Origin of the sequence: Streptomyces sp. NPDC056527 (genome assembly GCF_042794475.1) — a bacterium.
In the GTDB taxonomy this organism is placed as follows: Bacteria; Actinomycetota; Actinomycetes; order Streptomycetales; family Streptomycetaceae; genus Streptomyces.
Map to the genome: position 1 here is coordinate 47104 of NZ_JBHTTQ010000020.1, position 16144 is coordinate 63247.

Consider the following 16144-nt stretch of genomic DNA (forward strand, 5'->3'; position numbering starts at 1 on the left):
CCCCGGGGCAGCCGGGGCAAACCGTTTCACGGGCAGAGGTGCGGGCCCCATAGGATTGGGCCCAACACCATCAAACTCACCCCGTGAGGATCGCATGCCTGGCATCACGCGCGAGGAGGTCGCCCACCTCGCACGGCTGGCGCGTCTGGAGCTGAAGGGCGAAGAGCTCGATCACTTCGCCGGTCAGCTCGACGACATCATCGGCGCGGTCGCCCGCGTCTCCGAGGTCGCCGACCAAGACGTTCCGCCGACCTCCCACCCGCTGCCGCTGACGAACGTCATGCGCGCGGACGAGGTCCGTCCGTCGCTCACCCCCGAGCAGGCGCTCTCCGGCGCCCCGGCCCAGGAGCAGCAGCGTTTCAAGGTGCCGCAGATCCTGGGGGAGGACTAATCACATGACGGACAGCATCATCATCAAGCTCACGGCCGCCGAGATCGCCGGGAAGATCGCCGCGGGCGAGCTCACCGCGGTCGAGGTGACCGAGGCCCACCTCGCCCGCATCGAGGCCGTCGACGAGAAGGTCCACGCCTTCCTGCACGTCGACCGCGAGGGCGCCCTCGCCCAGGCCCGCGCCGTGGACGAGAAGCGCGCCAAGGGAGAGAAGCTCGGCCCGCTGGCCGGCGTCCCCCTCGCGCTCAAGGACATCTTCACCACCGTCGGCATCCCGACGACCGTCGGCTCGAAGATCCTCGAAGGCTGGATCCCGCCGTACGACGCGACCCTGGTGAAGAACCTCAAGGCCGCCGACGTCGTCATCCTCGGCAAGACCAACATGGACGAGTTCGCCATGGGGTCCTCCACCGAGAACAGCGCCTACGGCCCCACCGGCAACCCCTGGGACCTGACCCGGATCCCCGGCGGCTCCGGCGGTGGCTCCTCCGCCGCCCTCGCGGCGTACGAGGCCCCGCTCGCCATCGGCACGGACACCGGCGGCTCGATCCGCCAGCCCGCCGCCGTCACCGGCACTGTCGGCGTCAAGCCGACCTACGGCGGCGTCTCCCGCTTCGGCATGGTGGCCTTCTCCTCCTCCCTCGACCAGGGCGGCCCCTGCGCCCGTACGGTCCTGGACGCGGCGCTGCTCCACGAGGCCATCGCCGGACACGACCCGCTGGACTCGACCTCCATCGACGCCCCGGTCCCGCCGGTCGTCGAGGCGGCCCGCAACGGCTCCGTCGCCGGAATGCGCGTCGGTGTCGTCAAGCAGTTCCGCGGCGAGGGCTACCAGGCCGGTGTCGTCCAGCGCTTCGACGAGTCGGTCGAGCTGCTGAAGTCGCTGGGCGCCGAGATCGTCGAGCTGGACTGCCCGACCTTCGACCTCGCCCTTTCGGCGTACTACCTCATCGCGCCGTCGGAGTGCTCCTCCAACCTGGCCCGCTTCGACGCCATGCGCTACGGCCTGCGGGTCGGCGACGACGGCACCAAGTCGGCCGAGGACGTCACCGCCCTCACCCGTGAGGCCGGCTTCGGCGACGAGGTCAAGCGCCGCATCATCCTCGGTACGTACGCGCTGAGCTCCGGCTACTACGACGCGTACTACGGCTCGGCCCAGAAGGTCCGCACCCTCATCACCCGCGAGTTCGAGCAGGCCTTCGAGCAGGTGGACGTGATCGTCTCCCCGACGACGCCCACCACCGCCTTCCCGATCGGCGAGCGCGCCGACGACCCGATGGCGATGTACCTCGCGGACCTGTGCACCATCCCGACCAACCTGGCCGGCAACGCCGCCATGTCGCTGCCCTGCGGTCTCGCGCCGGAGGACGGTCTGCCGGTCGGGCTGCAGATCATCGCCCCCGCCATGAAGGACGACCGGCTGTACAAGGTCGGCGCCGCCGTCGAGGCGGCCTTCGTGGAAAAGTGGGGTCACCCGCTGCTCGAGGAGGCTCCGTCGCTGTGAGTGCCATGGCAAAGAAGGCCAAGAACTTCAAGAAGTCGAAGACCGGCGTCTACGTCTCGCTGGCGACCACCGCGTTCGGTGCCATCAGCGTCGCGAAGCAGGCCAAGATGGCCCGCAACGACAACGACATGCTGCGGCTGATCGACTCCGCCGTGTCCGCCGCCGCCATCGTTACCGGCCTGGCGATCCTCTACCGGGAGCTGAAGCGCCTGGGCGACGACGACGTCCTGCTGGGCTGAGAGGGAAAGTCTCACTGTGACCGTCACTGAACTGCTGTCGTACGACGCGGCACTCGCTGCGTACGACCCCGTCATGGGCCTGGAGGTCCATGTCGAACTCGGTACGAAGACCAAGATGTTCTGCGGCTGCTCGACCGAGCTGGGCGCCGAGCCCAACTCGCAGACCTGCCCCACCTGTCTCGGTCTGCCGGGCTCGCTCCCGGTCGTCAACGCGATCGGCGTGGAGTCGGCCGTCAAGATCGGTCTCGCGCTGAACTGCGAGATCGCCGAGTGGTGCCGCTTCGCCCGGAAGAACTACTTCTACCCGGACATGCCGAAGAACTTCCAGACCTCGCAGTACGACGAGCCGATCGCCTTCAACGGCTATCTGGACGTCCAGCTGGAGGACGGGGAGATCTTCCGCGTGGAGATCGAGCGCGCCCACATGGAGGAGGACACCGGCAAGTCGCTGCACGTCGGCGGCGCCACCGGCCGCATCCACGGCGCGTCCCACTCCCTGCTCGACTACAACCGGGCCGGCATCCCGCTCATCGAGATCGTCACCAAGCCGATCGAGGGCGCGGGCGAGCGTGCTCCCGAGGTCGCCAAGGCGTACGTCGCCGAGCTGCGTGAGCTGATCCGCGCGCTGGACGTCTCCGAGGCGCGGATGGACAAGGGCCAGATGCGCTGCGACGTGAACCTGTCGCTGCGTCCGCACGGCACGAAGGTCTTCGGCACCCGCTCGGAGACGAAGAACGTCAACTCGCTCCGTTCGGTGGAGCGGGCGGCGCGCTTCGAGATCCAGCGCCACGCGGCCGTCCTCCAGTCGGGCGGCACGATCGTGCAGGAGACCCGTCACTTCCACGAGGAAGACGGCTCCACCACGTCCGGCCGGATCAAGGACAACGCCGAGGACTACCGGTACTTCCCGGAGCCCGACCTCGTCCCCGTCGCCCCGGCCCGTGCGTGGGTCGAGGAGCTGCGCGGCGGGCTGCCCGAGCTGCCGCGTGTGCGCCGCAACCGGCTCCGTGAGGAGTGGGGCGTGTCGGAGCACGACATGCAGTCGATCCTCAACGCGGGCGCGGTCGACCTCATCGTCGCGACCACGGACGCCGGTGCGCCGGCGGACCAGGCCCGCAAGTGGTGGATGGGCGAACTGGCCCGTTCCGCCAACGAGTCGGGCACGGCCCTGGACGAGCTGCCGATCACTCCGGCGCAGGTCGCCCGGGTGACCGAGCTGGTGGCCTCCGGCGACCTCACCGACAAGCTGGCCCGCCAGGTCATCGAGGGTGTGCTGGCCGGCGAGGGCGGTCCGGACGAGGTCGTCGAGAAGCGCGGCCTCAAGGTCGTCTCCGACGAGGGCGCGCTCGGCACGGCGGTCGACGAGGCCATCGCGTCCAACGCGGCCATCGCCGACAAGATCCGCGGCGGCAAGGTCGCGGCGGTCGGCGCGCTGGTGGGCGCGGTCATGAAGGCCACCCGCGGCCAGGCGGACGCGGCGCGCGTGAAGGAACTGATCCTGGAGAAGCTGGGCGTCAGCGAGGGCTGATCGACGGGTTCACAGGCAGGCGTACAGGGGCGGCCCGCACCGGAGGATTCCGGGGCGGGCCGCTCTCGTCGTGCGGGGCCCGAGATTGATAGGCAAGTGGTTGCTTGCCTATGGTGGGGGCATGACGGAGGATGTCTTCAAGGCGCTGGCCGATCCCACCCGTCGACGCATCCTCGACGAGCTGGTGGAACGGGACGGTCAGACCCTGTTCGAGATATGCACGCGGCTGGTCACCAAGCATGGTCTGGGCCTGTCCCGCCAGGCGATCAGCCAGCATCTCGCCGTACTGGAATCCGCGGGTCTGGTCGTCTCACGGCGGCAGGGCCGTTACAAGTTCCACGATCTGAACACCGAACCCCTTGAGCGCATCGCGAGCCGGTGGCTCAGGCCGGAATCACCGGAGAGCACCCCATGAGGATCCACATCACCAGCGTCTTCGTCGACGACCAGGAGAAGGCCGAGCGCTTCTACACGGACGTGCTGGGCTTCGTGAAGAAGCACGACGTCCCGTTGGGTACGGACCGATGGCTGACCATGGTGTCGCCGGAAGACCCCGAGGGGACGGAACTGCTGCTCGAGCCCTCCCGCCATCCCGTGGTGCAGGCGTATCAGACGGGGCTGGCGAAGGACGGCATCCCGGCGGTCTCCTTCGCCGTGGACGACGTGCGGGCGGAGTTCGACCGGCTGCGCGGGCTCGGGGTCCGGTTCACCCAGGACCCGCTGGAGATGGGTCCGTCCACCACGGCGGTCCTGGACGACACCTGCGGCAACCTGATCCAGATCGTGCACGTCAAGTAGGGCCTGCGCCGCGCCCTCACCCCTCCATGGCCGAAACTCGCTTGGACTTCCTTGACGGCCTGATGGACGTTCACCACCGCGCCGTCGCCGGGTCTTCTCTCCGTCATCCGGTCTCACTAGCGTCCCCCACGTACCACCCAATGGCTCGAAGGCGAACCATTGGCCGTCGTCTGGAGGTCGTTCGTGTCATCCGAGATGTCTCGCAGAAGGCTCCTCGCCCTGGGCGGCGGCGCCCTCGGTGTCGCCGCAGCCGGTTCGTTGCTTCCGCCGTCGCTGCAGGAGGCCATCGCCGCGGGGCCCCCGGCCGGCGGGATGTCGGCGGTGAGGCACGTCGTGATCCTCATGCAGGAGAATCGATCCTTCGACCACTACTTCGGCACCCTCCGCGGCGTCCGCGGATTCGGTGACCGCAACGCCATCGAGCTCCCCTCCGGCAAGCCGGTCTTCGAACAGCCCGCCGCCCTCGGCCGGACCGTGCTCCCGTTCCCGGTCCGCGGCGCCGCGGAGACCCAGAAGAAGGACCTCCAGTACATCGGCGACCTCGACCACTCCTGGAGCGGTGGCGCCAAGGCCTGGCACGACGGCTGGATGGACGGCTGGGTCTCCGCGAAGACCGCGGCGACCATGGCGTACTACGACCGCCAGGACATCCCGCTGCACTACGAGCTCGCCGACACCTTCACCGTCTGCGACGCCTACCACTCCTCCATCCACACCTCGACGAGTCCCAACCGGAACCACCTGTGGTCCGGCTGGACCGGCTTCGAGGCCGACGGCAGCCGTGCCGTCACCAACGCCGCGTACGCCGAGGGCACCCACCCCGGCTACTCCTGGCCCACCTACGCCGAGCGCCTCGAAGCGGCCGGGCGGAGCTGGAAGACGTACACGGAGTGGGAGAACTTCACCGACAACAACATCGAGTTCTTCACCGGCTTCAAGAAGATCGCCCGCAAGGCGCTCGCCACCACCGGCGGGCACACCTTCATGGAGTCCTTCTACGCCGCCGTCCGCGACACCGAGGACGCCGCCGAGCGGACCCGTCTCCTCGCCGCCCTCGAGGACGGGGTCGCCACGCTCACCGCCGCCGAGCGCTCGCTCTTCGAGCGCGGACTGCGCCGTGTGGAGACCGGCAGGCTGGCCGACGCCTTCCGCGCCGACGTGGCCGCCGGGACGCTGCCCGAGGTCTCGTACCTCGTCCCCTCCGCGATCGACTCCGAGCACCCCGGCTCCTCCTCGCCGATCGCCTCCGCCTCGCTCGTCTACAAGGTGCTCGACGCCCTCGGCTCGCACCCCGACGTGTGGCGCCACACCGTCGTGCTGATCAATTACGACGAGAACGACGGCTTCTTCGACCACGTGCCGCCGCCCGTCCCGCCGGCCGACGACACCGACGAGCGGTACAAGGGTCTGCCCACCGGTCTCGGCATCCGCGTCCCGCTGCTCGTCGTCTCCCCCTGGTCGGTCGGCGGCTACGTCTGCTCCGAGACCTTCGACCACACCTCCGTGGTCCGCTTCCTGGAGAAGCTCACCGGCATCCAGGAGCCCAACATCACCCCGTGGCGCCGCGCCGTCACCGGCGACCTGACCTCCGCCTTCGACTTCCGCCGTGGTCACCGGCAGCCCGAGGTCGAGCAGCCGGGGCCGATTCCGCCGTTCTCCGGCCGCTGGCGGCCGCAGCCCCCGGCGGTCCAGCGGATGCCGGTCCAGGAGCCGGGCACCCGCCCCGCCCGCCCGCTGCCCTACCAGCCGGACGCCGCCGCGAAGGTGGGGGAGAAGGAGATCACCGTCGCCCTGCGGAACAGCGGGAAGGCGAGCGTCCACTTCGCGCTCTATCCGTACGCCGGCGAGTTCACCGTCCCCCAGCACCAGGACGTCAGGGGCACGGCGCAGTGGGCGGTACCCCTGACGCGTGATCGCTACCGGTTCACGATCACGGGTCCGAACGGCTTCCGCCGCGAGTTCGAGGGCCCGGCGGCGGGCGGTGCCGAGGTCTCCTCGTACATCGACCACCATGACCGTGACCTGCATCTCACCGTACGGAACACGGGCTCCGCCGCGGTCTCCTTCACCGTCCGCCCGCTCGGTTACGTCGACCGGGACGACCTTCGTGACCGGACCCGCACCGTCACCGTCAAGCCCGGCAGGAGCCGGACCCTCGTGCACTCCGCCGCCGACGCGCACGGCTGGTACGACCTCGAGGTGACCACACCCGGCGGCTTCCGCCGACGGCTCATGGGCCACATCGAGAACGGGCGGCCGAGCGTCTCCGGTTGAGGACCACCTGAACGCCCCCTTCGCGCGGAAGCTCAGGACCAAAGACCTGAGCTTCCGCGCAGCGTTGTGAGTAACGACACGAAAGGGACAAAGGATCACTTAAGGCTGCAACAGTGGCCTCACGTAGGTCATGCGTTCTTTGCGGGCTGTTCCCCGGTAAAGATCCACGAACCACCCACCAGGGAGCACGTCCTTTGGCAGCCATCGCACGGTGGTGCATCAAGCACCGCCTCGTCGTCGTACTGCTCTGGCTCATCGCCCTCGGCGGGGCGGTCGCCGGCGCAGCGGTAGCGGGCAACGCGTATTCCAACGACTACGAGGTGCCGGGCACCGAGTCCGGCCGCGCCACCGAGCTCCTCGACAAGGGCTTCCCCGGCGCGGGCGGTGACAGCGACACCATCGTCTGGCACACCGACACGAGCAGTGTCCGCGCCACCGGCATCGAGCAGCGCATGACCGAGATGCTCGACGAGGTGGCCGAACTGCCCGGCATCGCGTCGGTGAGCTCCCCGTACGGAGACACCCCGGCCGCCGAGGCGCAGATCAGCGAGGACGGGCACACCGCCTACGCCGCCGTCGTCTTCCACGAGCAGGCCGACGACATCCCGGAGGCCCAGGCCCAGGCGCTCGTCGACACGGCCCGCGCGGCCGCAGGCGACGGCGTCCAGGTCGAACTCGGCGGCAGCGCCATCGCCCTCACCGAGGCCCCCGGCGGGCACATCGCCGAGGCCGTCGGAGTGGTCGTCGCGGCCGTCGTCCTCTTCCTCGCCTTCGGCTCGCTCGCCGCCTCCGCGCTCCCCATCGCCACCGCCCTCGTCAGCGTCGGCATCGCGTACTCCGGGATCGCCCTGCTCGGCCACGTCATGACGGTCGCCGACTTCGCGCCCATGCTGGGCATGCTCATCGGCCTCGGCGTCGGCATCGACTACGCCCTGTTCATCGTCACCCGGCACCGAAAGGGCCTCAAACGCGGGCTCTCGGTCGCCGAATCCGCGCAGATCGCCGTCGCGACCACCGGCCGGGCCGTCGTCTTCGCGGGCGCGACCGTCTGCATCGCACTGCTCGGCATGCTGATCCTCAGGCTCAGCTTCCTCAACGGCGTCGCCATCGCCGCCTCGCTGACCGTGGTCCTCACCGTCGCCGCCTCCGTCACCCTGCTGCCCGCGCTGCTCTCCCTCATCGGGATGCGCGGGCTCAGCCGGCGGGAACGGCGACAGCTCGCCGAGCACGGCCCGCAGCCCGAGCTGCCGACCGGCTTCGCCGCCCGCTGGTCCGCCTTCGTAGAGCGCCACCCCAAGCTGCTCGGCGCGGTCGCCGCCGTCGTCATGCTGGTCCTGGCCCTGCCGACCCTCTCGCTCCACCTCGGCACCTCCGACCAGGGCAACGGTCCGGCCACGGCGACGACCCGGCAGGCGTACGACCTGCTGGCCGACGGTTTCGGGCCCGGAGTCAACGGACCGCTCACCCTCGTCGCCCAGATCGACGGCGCCGACGACCGGGTCGCACTCGGGGAACTGCCGGCCGAGCTGGCGAACACCCGAGGCGTCGAGTCCGTCTCGCCGATCACGTACAACAGTGCGGGGGACACGGCCGTCCTGACCGTCGTACCGGACTCCTCGCCGCAGTCGAAGGCGACGAGCGAACTCGTCGACCGGCTGCGCACGGACGTGCTGCCCTCGGCCGAGCAGGGCACCTCGCTGGACGTGCACGTGGGCGGCGTCACCGCCTCGTACGACGACTTCGCCGAGATCATCGTCGGCAAGCTGCCGCTCTTCGTGGGCGTCGTCATCGCGCTCGGCTGTCTGCTGCTCCTGCTCGCCTTCCGGTCGATCGGCATCCCGCTCAAGGCCGCGGCCATGAACGTGGCCGCCGTCGCCTCCTCCTTCGGGATCGTCGTCGCGATCTTCCAGTGGGGGTGGGGGAGCGAACTGCTCGGTCTCGGCAGCGCCGGCCCGATCGAACCCTTCCTGCCGGTGATCATGGTGTCGGTGCTCTTCGGGCTCTCCATGGACTACCAGGTCTTCCTGGTCAGCCGGATGTACGAGGAGTGGCTGGAGACCGGCGACAACCGGCGGGCGGTCCGGGTCGGGCTCGCCGAGACCAGCCGGGTGATCAACTCCGCGGCGGTCATCATGATCTCCGTCTTCCTCGCCTTCGTCCTGAGCGGGGACCGGGTCATCGCGATGTTCGGCATCGCCCTCGCCGCGGCCGTCGCCCTCGACGCCTTCGTCCTGCGGACCCTGCTCGTCCCCGCGCTCATGCACATGCTCGGCGGCGCGAACTGGTGGCTGCCGCGCTGGCTCGACCGCCGACTGCCCCGGATCAGCATCGAACCCGCCGAGTCCCGCGCCGCGGCCGACGCCCGGGACGCCGAACGGGACGACACCCGTGCGAAGATCCCCATGCAGCGTGTGACGGTTTCGAACGCGGAGGACAACGAGGATGTTCGCGATATCGCTGGGTGACGACGGTGCCGAGCTGAGGCCGCTGGAGCCCTCGCACGCCGAGGAGTTCCTCACCCACATGAACCGCGGGCGGGAGTACGTCGGGCAGCACATCGCCCTCGCCGACGTCGTGGCGGACCTCGACTCGGCCCGCTCCTTCCTCAAGGCGTACGCCGAGAAGGCGGCCGACGACGCGGGCCGGATCTACGGCATCTGGACCGAGGGCACCCTCGTCGGCGGTGTGCTCTTCCGCGCCATGGACGTGAGCCTCGGGACGGCCGAGGCCGGCTGCTGGCTGGAGCCGTCCGCGGTCGGCAAGGGCCTGGTCACCCGGGCCGCGAGCACCATCATCGACTGGGCGATCAGGGAACGCGCCATCCACCGCGTCGAGTGGCTGGTCTCCTCGAAGAACGAGGCCAGCATCGCGGTGGCCCGACGACTCGGCATGACGAAGGACGGCGTGCTCCGGGAGAGCTACCCGTACCGGGGGCAGCGCCTCGACATGGAGGTCTGGTCGGTGCTCGCGCCGGAGTGGAAGCCGCTCGGGGCCGGAAGGGCTTCTTAAGGCCCTTCTCATACGCGGCACCTAGCGTGCCGTGCATGACTGCCAAGACTGACGAGAACACGGAAGCCGAGAAGACCACCGAGGCCGTGAGGACCACGGAGGCCGTCGACGCCGGCGATGCCTTCGACGCCGTCGACGAGCCTGACGAGCAGGAAGAGCCGGACGAGCTCGACCAGCCGGAGGCGGCGGACGAGGAACCCGCTGTCTCCTCCGGCATCGGCGCGGGCGCCGCGGCCGTCGTCTCCGCCGCCCTCGGGCTCGCCGCGCTGAGCGGCACCTGGGTCGGGAAGGTCGCCAGCGAGCGCGAGACGCTCGTCGGCCAGATCAAGGCCCAGGGCGGCACGGCCGCCCAGCAGATCTCCGAGATCTACGCCGACGCCTGGCACACCACCGCACTCGTCAACGGCCTCTTCTCGCTCCTCGCCCTGATCACCGCCGTGGTCGTCCTCACCCGCCCGCAGCGCCCCGTCTGGGTCCGGGCCGTAGCCGTCGCCGGCGCCGTACTGGGCGGAATCGGACTCTTCCTGTCCGCTGGCATGTACTTCGATCTGTTCCTGAGCCTCCCGGCGGCGCCCTAAGTACCCCCTGGGCACCCTCCTAAGGCCCCCCGTACGCCGAACATGCGGCACTCGCCCGATGTGGCGACACCCCCTGGGAAACGAAAGTAGAGGCATCGCAAGGAGCGATACCGACACCAGGGAGCATCGAATGTTCGCGTACGAACTGCACCGCATGGACCACGACGAGCGCGTCCGTGAGGCCGCCGCCGAGCGCCTGGCCCGCCAGGCCGTCAAGGCGCGGCGGGCCGCGAAGGCGGCCGCCCGGTCCGGAGACCATGACTCCGAAGGGCGGGTGGGAGCCGAGCGAGGCCGCTTCGTCCGGGCCGCGTGACCCCCGTATGAGCACGACCCCGGACGTCTGTGCGATGCTCGGCGCCGTGGAGACCAGGTCAGTCAGCCCCGTGTTCGTCGGCCGGGCCGGCGAACTCACCGCCCTCACCGACGCGCTCGTCCGCGCCGGTGGGGGAGAGCCCCAGGCCCTGCTCATCGGCGGCGAGGCCGGCGTGGGCAAGACGCGGCTCATCGAGGAGTTCGTCGCCGCGGCCTGCGACCGCGGCGCCTTCGTCGCGGTCGGCGGCTGTGTCGAAGTCGGCGCGGACGGGCTGCCGTTCGCGCCCTTCTCCACCGCCCTGCGGGCGCTGAGCCGCCGGCTCCCCGACGAACTGGCGGCCGCGGCCGCCGGGCAGGAGGGCGAACTCGCCCGCCTCCTCCCCGAACTCGGCGACGTCGGCAGCCACGAGCCCTCCAACGAGGACTCCACCGCCCGCCTCTTCGAACTGACCGTACGGCTCCTGGAACGGCTCGCCGCCGACCGTACGATCGTGCTCGTCCTGGAGGACCTGCACTGGGCCGACGCGTCGACCCGGCACCTCCTCGCCTACCTCTTCCGCACTCTGCGCCGCGGCCGGATCGTGGTCGTCGCCACCTACCGCGCCGACGACATCCACCGCCGCCACCCGCTGCGCCCCCTCCTCGCCGAACTCGACCGGCTGCGGACCATCCGGCGCATCGAACTCTCCCGGTTCACCCGTGCCGAGGTGCGCCGCCAGCTCACCGGCATCCTCGCCGCCGAACCCGACGCCGCCCTCGTCGACGAGGTCTTCGACCGCTCCGACGGCAACGCCTTCTTCGTCGAGGAACTCGTCGTCTCCCACGAGTCCGGCTGCGCCCCCGGCGCCCTCACCGACTCCCTGCGCGATCTGCTGCTCGTGCGGGTCGAGACGCTTCCCGAGGACTCCCAGCGGGTCGCCAGGATCGTCGCCGAAGGCGGCTCCACCGTCGAGTACGCGCTGCTCGCCGCCGTCGCCCGGCTCTCCGAGGACGATCTCATCGAGGCGCTGCGCGCAGCCGTCGGCGCCAACATCCTGCAGTCCGTCCCCGACGGCGACGGCTACCGCTTCCGCCACTCCCTGGTCCGCGAGGCCGTCAGCGACGACCTGCTGCCCGGCGAACGCTCCCGCCTCAACCGGCGCTACGCAGAGGCCCTGGAGGCCGACCCCACCCTCGTCCGCGCCGACGAACGCGCCACCAGGTCCGCCAGCTACTGGTACCACGCCCACGACCCCTCCCGGGCGCTGCCGGCCGTGCTCCGCGCCTCCGCCGACGCCCGCAAGCGCTACGCGTACGCCGAACAACTGCGGCTCCTCGAACGGGCCATGGAACTCTGGGACGAGGTCCCCGCCGCGGTGCGCGACTCCCTGCGGCCGATGGACTACGCCGAGGCGTACCCTCCGTGCGGCTGCGACCCCGAGACCACGCCGCTGCGCTATCTCGACCTGCTCGCCGAGGCCGCGTACGCCGCCCGGCTGTGCGGAGAGCGCGAACGGGCCCTGAAGATCGGCAAGATGGCCCTGCGGCTCCTCGAAGGCGAGGAGGACGAGGACCGCGACCCGCTGCGCTCCGCCTGGTTCTGGACCGAACGCTCCCGCATCGTCTCCGGACTCGGCCGCTCCGACGGCTGGGACGAGATCGCCACCGCCCAGGAACTCGTCAAGGGCATGCCCCCGTCCGGCGTGCACGCCCGCATCCTCGCCGTGGCCGCCGGCTGGGGGATGCTCCACAAGCCCGGCCCGGAGAGTCTCGCCGCCGCCGAGCGGGCCGTCGAATACGCCCGCCTCGTCAAGGACGAGTCCATCGAGCTCAGCGCCCGTCTGACCCTCGGCACCCTCCAGGTCGGCGCCGGAGACCGCGCGACCGGACTCGCCACCATGTACGAGGTACGCGACCGCACCCGCGCCCTCGGCCTCCACCACGAGTCCTCCCGCGCCCACGTCAATCTCTCCCACTCCCTGGAGAACCTCGGCCGCTCCCAGGAGGCCGTCGACGTCGCCGAGGAGGGCATCCGGCTCACCCGCGACCACGGCCTCCTCGACAGCCAGGGCTGGATCCGCTCCAACCAGGCCGAGTCGCAGTTCTCCCTCGGGCTCTGGTGCGAGGTCCAGCGCAACTGCGAGTGGCTGGAACAGAACGGCATCCGGTCCAAGCCGCGCGGCTCCGTGGCCCTGCGCCTCGCCCAACTGGCGCTCGCCCGGGGCGAGCTGGACACCGCCGTCACCCAGCTCGCCGCTGCCCGCGAGCACTTCGGCGAGGCCGACCCCATGCCGCAGTACACCGTCCCGACGCGCATGGTCGAGCTGAGCATCGCCGCCGCCGGCGGCCGGATCCAGGACGTCCGGACCGTGCTCGCCGCCGCCGTGGAGTCAGGTTTCCCGCTCGGCACCCATCGAGAGGCCTGGCCGCTGCTGCTCGCCGCCGCCACCGCGGAGGCCGACGCTCTCGGCCTGCCCGCCGCCGAGGAGGGCCGCGCGGAGGCGATCGCCCTGATCCGCCGCTGCGTACGGGGGCTGGCGACCCCCGCGCCCGTCTGGGAGGCGTACTCCCTGTTCGTCTCGGCGGAGACGGACCGTGCGGAGGACCGCCGGCCCGTCGACCGCTGGGCCCAGATCGTCACCGCCTACGAGCAGCTGGAGCGCCCCTTCCCGCTCGCCCAGGCCCGTCACCGCCTCGCCGACGCCCTGCTCGCCGAGGGTGGCCGCCGTGAGGAGGCGGCAGCCCTGCTACGCGAGGCCCATGCCACCGCCGTCAGCCTCGGCGCGCACCCGCTCCGTGAGGACGCCGCACTCCTGGCCGCCCGCGCCCGTCTCTCCCTCACCGCCCCGGACCACGCGCCGGAACCGGAGCCGGGAGACGACGCCTTCGGCCTGACCCCCCGGGAGCAGGACGTCCTGCGCCTGGTCGCCGCCGGTCGCACCAACCGTCAGATCGCCGAGGAGCTCTTCATCTCACCGAAGACGGCGAGCGTCCACGTCTCCAACATCCTCGCCAAGCTGGGCGTCTCCGGCCGCGGCGAGGCGGCTGCCCTCGCCCACCGTCTCCGCCTCCTGGAGCCGACTCCCTGAGGCGGGCGCACCCTGGGCGCCCCGATCGTTCGTGGCGGCCGGTCCCGGGACGCGTATCGTCACCCGGCCCGAGGTCAGGTCTATCGGCCCCTCCCCGGGATCGCCGTCGCCCTGGTCCTCCCTGGTCAGGGCGAGCCGCTGACGCTCGTCCTCGGTGTGCTTGCGGCCCGGTGCGAAGAGCTCTTCCGCCAGGTTGAACATCGTGTCGCCCCTATCTCACCTCCAGCCGGAGGATCTTGTCGTCGCCGGGCCCGGGCGTGCCCCGGGAGTCGGTCTCGCTCGTCGTCAGCCAGAGCCGGCCGTCACCCGCCGCCAGGACCGTGCGCAGACGGCCGTACTCCTCTACGAGGAACGCCTCGGGCTCCCCCGCGCGTTCCGCCCCCGCGAGCGGGATTCGCCACAGTCGCTCGCCTCTGAGCCCGGCCATCCAGATCGCGCCCTCGGCGTACGCGATACCGCTCGGCGAGGCCTCGTCCGTCTTCCACTGGGCCACCGGGTTCACGAAGTCGGACACGTCCGACGAGCCCTCCACCTTCGGCCAGCCGTAGTTCCTGCCGGGCTGGATCAGATTGAGCTCGTCCCAGGTGTTCTGGCCGAACTCGGCCGCCCACAGCCGTCCGTCCCCGTCCCAGGCCAGGCCCTGCACATTGCGGTGACCGTACGAATAGACCGGCGAGCCGGGGAAGGGATTGCCGGGCGCCGGCTTCCCCTCCGGCGTCATCCGCAGGATCTTGCCGCCCAGCGACTCCAGGCTCTGTGCGAGGCCCGTCTCGCCCCGCTCGCCCGTCCCCGCGTACAGCATCCCGTCCGGGCCGAACGCGATCCGCCCGCCGTTGTGCACGTTCCCCTTCGGGATGCCCGAGAGGACCACCTCGGGCGCGCCCAGCCGGTCCGCGCTCCCGCCTCCGTACGGCATCCGGACGATGCGGTTGTCCGACTCGGCCGTGAAGTACGCGTACACCCGGCCGTCCCGCACGGCGAGGCCCAGGAGCCCGCCCTCACCGCCGGGGACCACCCCCGGCACCTCTCCGACCTGTGTCTTCTTGCCCGTCTTCGCGTCGACGCGGGTGATCGTCCGCTCGTCGCGCGAGGCGACGAGAAGATCCCCGCCGGGCAGCGCGGCCACGCCCCAGGGCGACTCCAGATCCTCGGTCAGCGTCCCGGCGACCCGCACGTCGGCCGGCGCGCCCCCCGTCCCGGTCCCCGACGCGGACGCGGACGTGGGCGAGGAGGCGAGCCCGCCCCCGCCCGACGAGCACCCCGTGACGAGCCCCAGCACGGCGGCGGCACACACAGCTCCCACAAAAGCTCGGCCCACGGTCCCGATCCCTTCGAACGGCGCTCACTACCCTTGATACACCGCTCGGGCCGATCAGGTTCCCGCGCTCAGTCCCACGATCCCCGCGGCGCGGGCAGCCGCGCGATCTCCGCCAGATCCGCCGCAGTCAGCACCAGCTCCGCCGCCCGCGCGTTCTCCACGGCCCAGACCTCCCGCTTGGCCCCCGGGATGGGTATGACATGCGGCCCCTGCGCCAGCGCCCACGCCAGCGCCACCTGGGCCGGAGTGACCTCCGCGCCGTGCCGGGCCGCGACCCGCCGCAGACCGGCCACCAGAGGCTGGTTGGCAGCCATCATCTCTGCGGTGAAGCGAGGATGCCGGGCCCTCGGGTCGTCCGGCTCGAAGCCGCCGCCGGGCGTCAGCGTCCCGGTCAGGAAGCCGTTCCCCAGCGGCATCGCCGCCAGGAACCCCACGCCCCGCGCCTCGCACCACGGAAGCAGCCGCTCCAGCGCCTCGGGAGACCACACCGACAGCTCGGCCTCCACCGCGCTGACCGGGAAGACCTGCTGGACCCGCTCCAGCTGCCGGATCGTTCCCTCATGCAGATGCGACGCTCCGCCGCGCCGGGTCGCCCGGGCCCCCACCGCGCAGAACCCGAGCGCCCGGACCTTGCCCGCGGACACCAGATCGGCCATCGCGCCCCAGGTCTCCTCGACCGGCACCTCGGGGTCGGCCCGGTGCAGCTGGTAGAGGTCGATCACATCCGTCTGCAGCCGGCGCAGCGAGGCGTCGCAGGCCCGCCGTACGTATCCCGGCCGGCCGTTGGCCACCACGTGCTGATCGCCCACGAGCAGACCGCACTTGGTCGACACGAACGCCTCCGCCCGGCGCTCCTTCAGCGCCCGTCCCACCAACAGCTCGTTGGTGAACGGCCCGTACATGTCGGCGGTGTCCAGCAGGCTCACCCCGGCGTCCAGCGCCGCGTGCACCGTGCGCAGCGAGCGGTCGCCGCGCCGCTGCGAGGCGCTGTAGGCCCAGTTCATCGGCATACAGCCCAGGCCGACCGCGCCCACGTCGAGCGCCGCCGCCCCGATAGTCCTGCGCTCCACCTGCCGGTACCCCTCCCTGTGCCGTCCCCCAAAGTAACCAATGGTGAGCGGGGTT

Annotated in this window: 15 protein-coding genes; 12 read left to right on the forward strand and 3 right to left on the reverse strand. The window is 71.1% G+C overall.

Annotated elements, in window-relative coordinates; all coding sequences use genetic code 11:
* The first annotated feature begins 94 nt into the window (after positions 1-94).
* The 12 genes from gatC (at position 95) to ACFQ7Q_RS13620 (ending at position 13701) form a co-directional block, all read left to right on the forward strand.
* Positions 95-391, forward strand: a complete 297-nt coding sequence (gatC, locus tag ACFQ7Q_RS13565; RefSeq protein ID WP_015036350.1) for an Asp-tRNA(Asn)/Glu-tRNA(Gln) amidotransferase subunit GatC — start codon at positions 95-97, stop codon at positions 389-391.
* Between the two features lie 4 nt (positions 392-395).
* A complete protein-coding gene (gene gatA, locus ACFQ7Q_RS13570; RefSeq protein WP_383553664.1) occupies positions 396-1895 on the forward strand; it encodes an Asp-tRNA(Asn)/Glu-tRNA(Gln) amidotransferase subunit GatA in 1500 nt (499 codons plus the stop codon).
* A 5-nt stretch (positions 1896-1900) separates the two neighbouring features.
* Complete coding sequence (locus tag ACFQ7Q_RS13575) at positions 1901-2134, forward strand: hypothetical protein (protein ID WP_189513203.1); 234 nt, start codon at positions 1901-1903, stop codon at positions 2132-2134.
* Between the two features lie 16 nt (positions 2135-2150).
* Positions 2151-3662: an Asp-tRNA(Asn)/Glu-tRNA(Gln) amidotransferase subunit GatB gene (gatB, locus tag ACFQ7Q_RS13580; protein WP_383553667.1), complete on the forward strand. Its 1512-nt coding sequence runs from the start codon at positions 2151-2153 to the stop codon at positions 3660-3662.
* 121 nt (positions 3663-3783) lie between these two features.
* Positions 3784-4077 carry an ArsR/SmtB family transcription factor gene (locus ACFQ7Q_RS13585; RefSeq protein ID WP_383553670.1) on the forward strand — a complete coding sequence of 98 codons (294 nt, stop codon included), beginning with the start codon at positions 3784-3786 and terminating at the stop codon, positions 4075-4077.
* Positions 4074-4460 carry a VOC family protein gene (locus ACFQ7Q_RS13590; protein ID WP_383553673.1) on the forward strand — a complete coding sequence of 129 codons (387 nt, stop codon included), beginning with the start codon at positions 4074-4076 and terminating at the stop codon, positions 4458-4460. The genes ACFQ7Q_RS13585 and ACFQ7Q_RS13590 overlap by 4 nt, the downstream gene beginning before the upstream one ends.
* Positions 4461-4643: 183 nt before the next feature.
* Positions 4644-6734 carry a phosphocholine-specific phospholipase C gene (locus ACFQ7Q_RS13595; RefSeq protein ID WP_383553676.1) on the forward strand — a complete coding sequence of 697 codons (2091 nt, stop codon included), beginning with the start codon at positions 4644-4646 and terminating at the stop codon, positions 6732-6734.
* 194 nt (positions 6735-6928) lie between these two features.
* Positions 6929-9199, forward strand: coding sequence for an MMPL family transporter (locus ACFQ7Q_RS13600; RefSeq protein ID WP_383553679.1), 2271 nt, complete (start codon positions 6929-6931; stop codon positions 9197-9199).
* Positions 9177-9743 carry a GNAT family N-acetyltransferase gene (locus ACFQ7Q_RS13605; RefSeq protein ID WP_383553682.1) on the forward strand — a complete coding sequence of 189 codons (567 nt, stop codon included), beginning with the start codon at positions 9177-9179 and terminating at the stop codon, positions 9741-9743. Before ACFQ7Q_RS13600 ends, ACFQ7Q_RS13605 begins: the two co-directional genes overlap by 23 nt.
* 35 nt (positions 9744-9778) lie before the next feature.
* A complete protein-coding gene (locus ACFQ7Q_RS13610) occupies positions 9779-10321 on the forward strand; it encodes a hypothetical protein (protein ID WP_383553685.1) in 543 nt (180 codons plus the stop codon).
* Positions 10322-10451: 130 nt separating this feature from the next.
* Positions 10452-10634 carry a hypothetical protein gene (locus ACFQ7Q_RS13615; RefSeq protein WP_383553688.1) on the forward strand — a complete coding sequence of 61 codons (183 nt, stop codon included), beginning with the start codon at positions 10452-10454 and terminating at the stop codon, positions 10632-10634.
* 7 nt (positions 10635-10641) lie between these two features.
* Positions 10642-13701: an AAA family ATPase gene (locus ACFQ7Q_RS13620; protein WP_383553691.1), complete on the forward strand. Its 3060-nt coding sequence runs from the start codon at positions 10642-10644 to the stop codon at positions 13699-13701.
* Here the strand turns inward: ACFQ7Q_RS13620 and ACFQ7Q_RS13625 are convergent.
* The 3 genes from ACFQ7Q_RS13625 to ACFQ7Q_RS13635 form a co-directional block, all read right to left on the reverse strand.
* The gene (locus ACFQ7Q_RS13625) at positions 13585-13902 is read right to left on the reverse strand and encodes a DUF6191 domain-containing protein (protein WP_383553694.1); all 318 of its coding nucleotides are present in this window, start codon (positions 13900-13902) and stop codon (positions 13585-13587) included. The genes ACFQ7Q_RS13620 and ACFQ7Q_RS13625 overlap by 117 nt on opposite strands.
* A 10-nt stretch (positions 13903-13912) precedes the next feature.
* Entirely contained in the window at positions 13913-15004 is a 1092-nt protein-coding gene (locus tag ACFQ7Q_RS13630; protein WP_383553759.1) for a PQQ-dependent sugar dehydrogenase, read from the reverse strand.
* An 83-nt stretch (positions 15005-15087) separates the two neighbouring features.
* Positions 15088-16089: an aldo/keto reductase gene (locus ACFQ7Q_RS13635; protein WP_383553697.1), complete on the reverse strand. Its 1002-nt coding sequence runs from the start codon at positions 16087-16089 to the stop codon at positions 15088-15090.
* Positions 16090-16144: the final 55 nt, after the last annotated feature.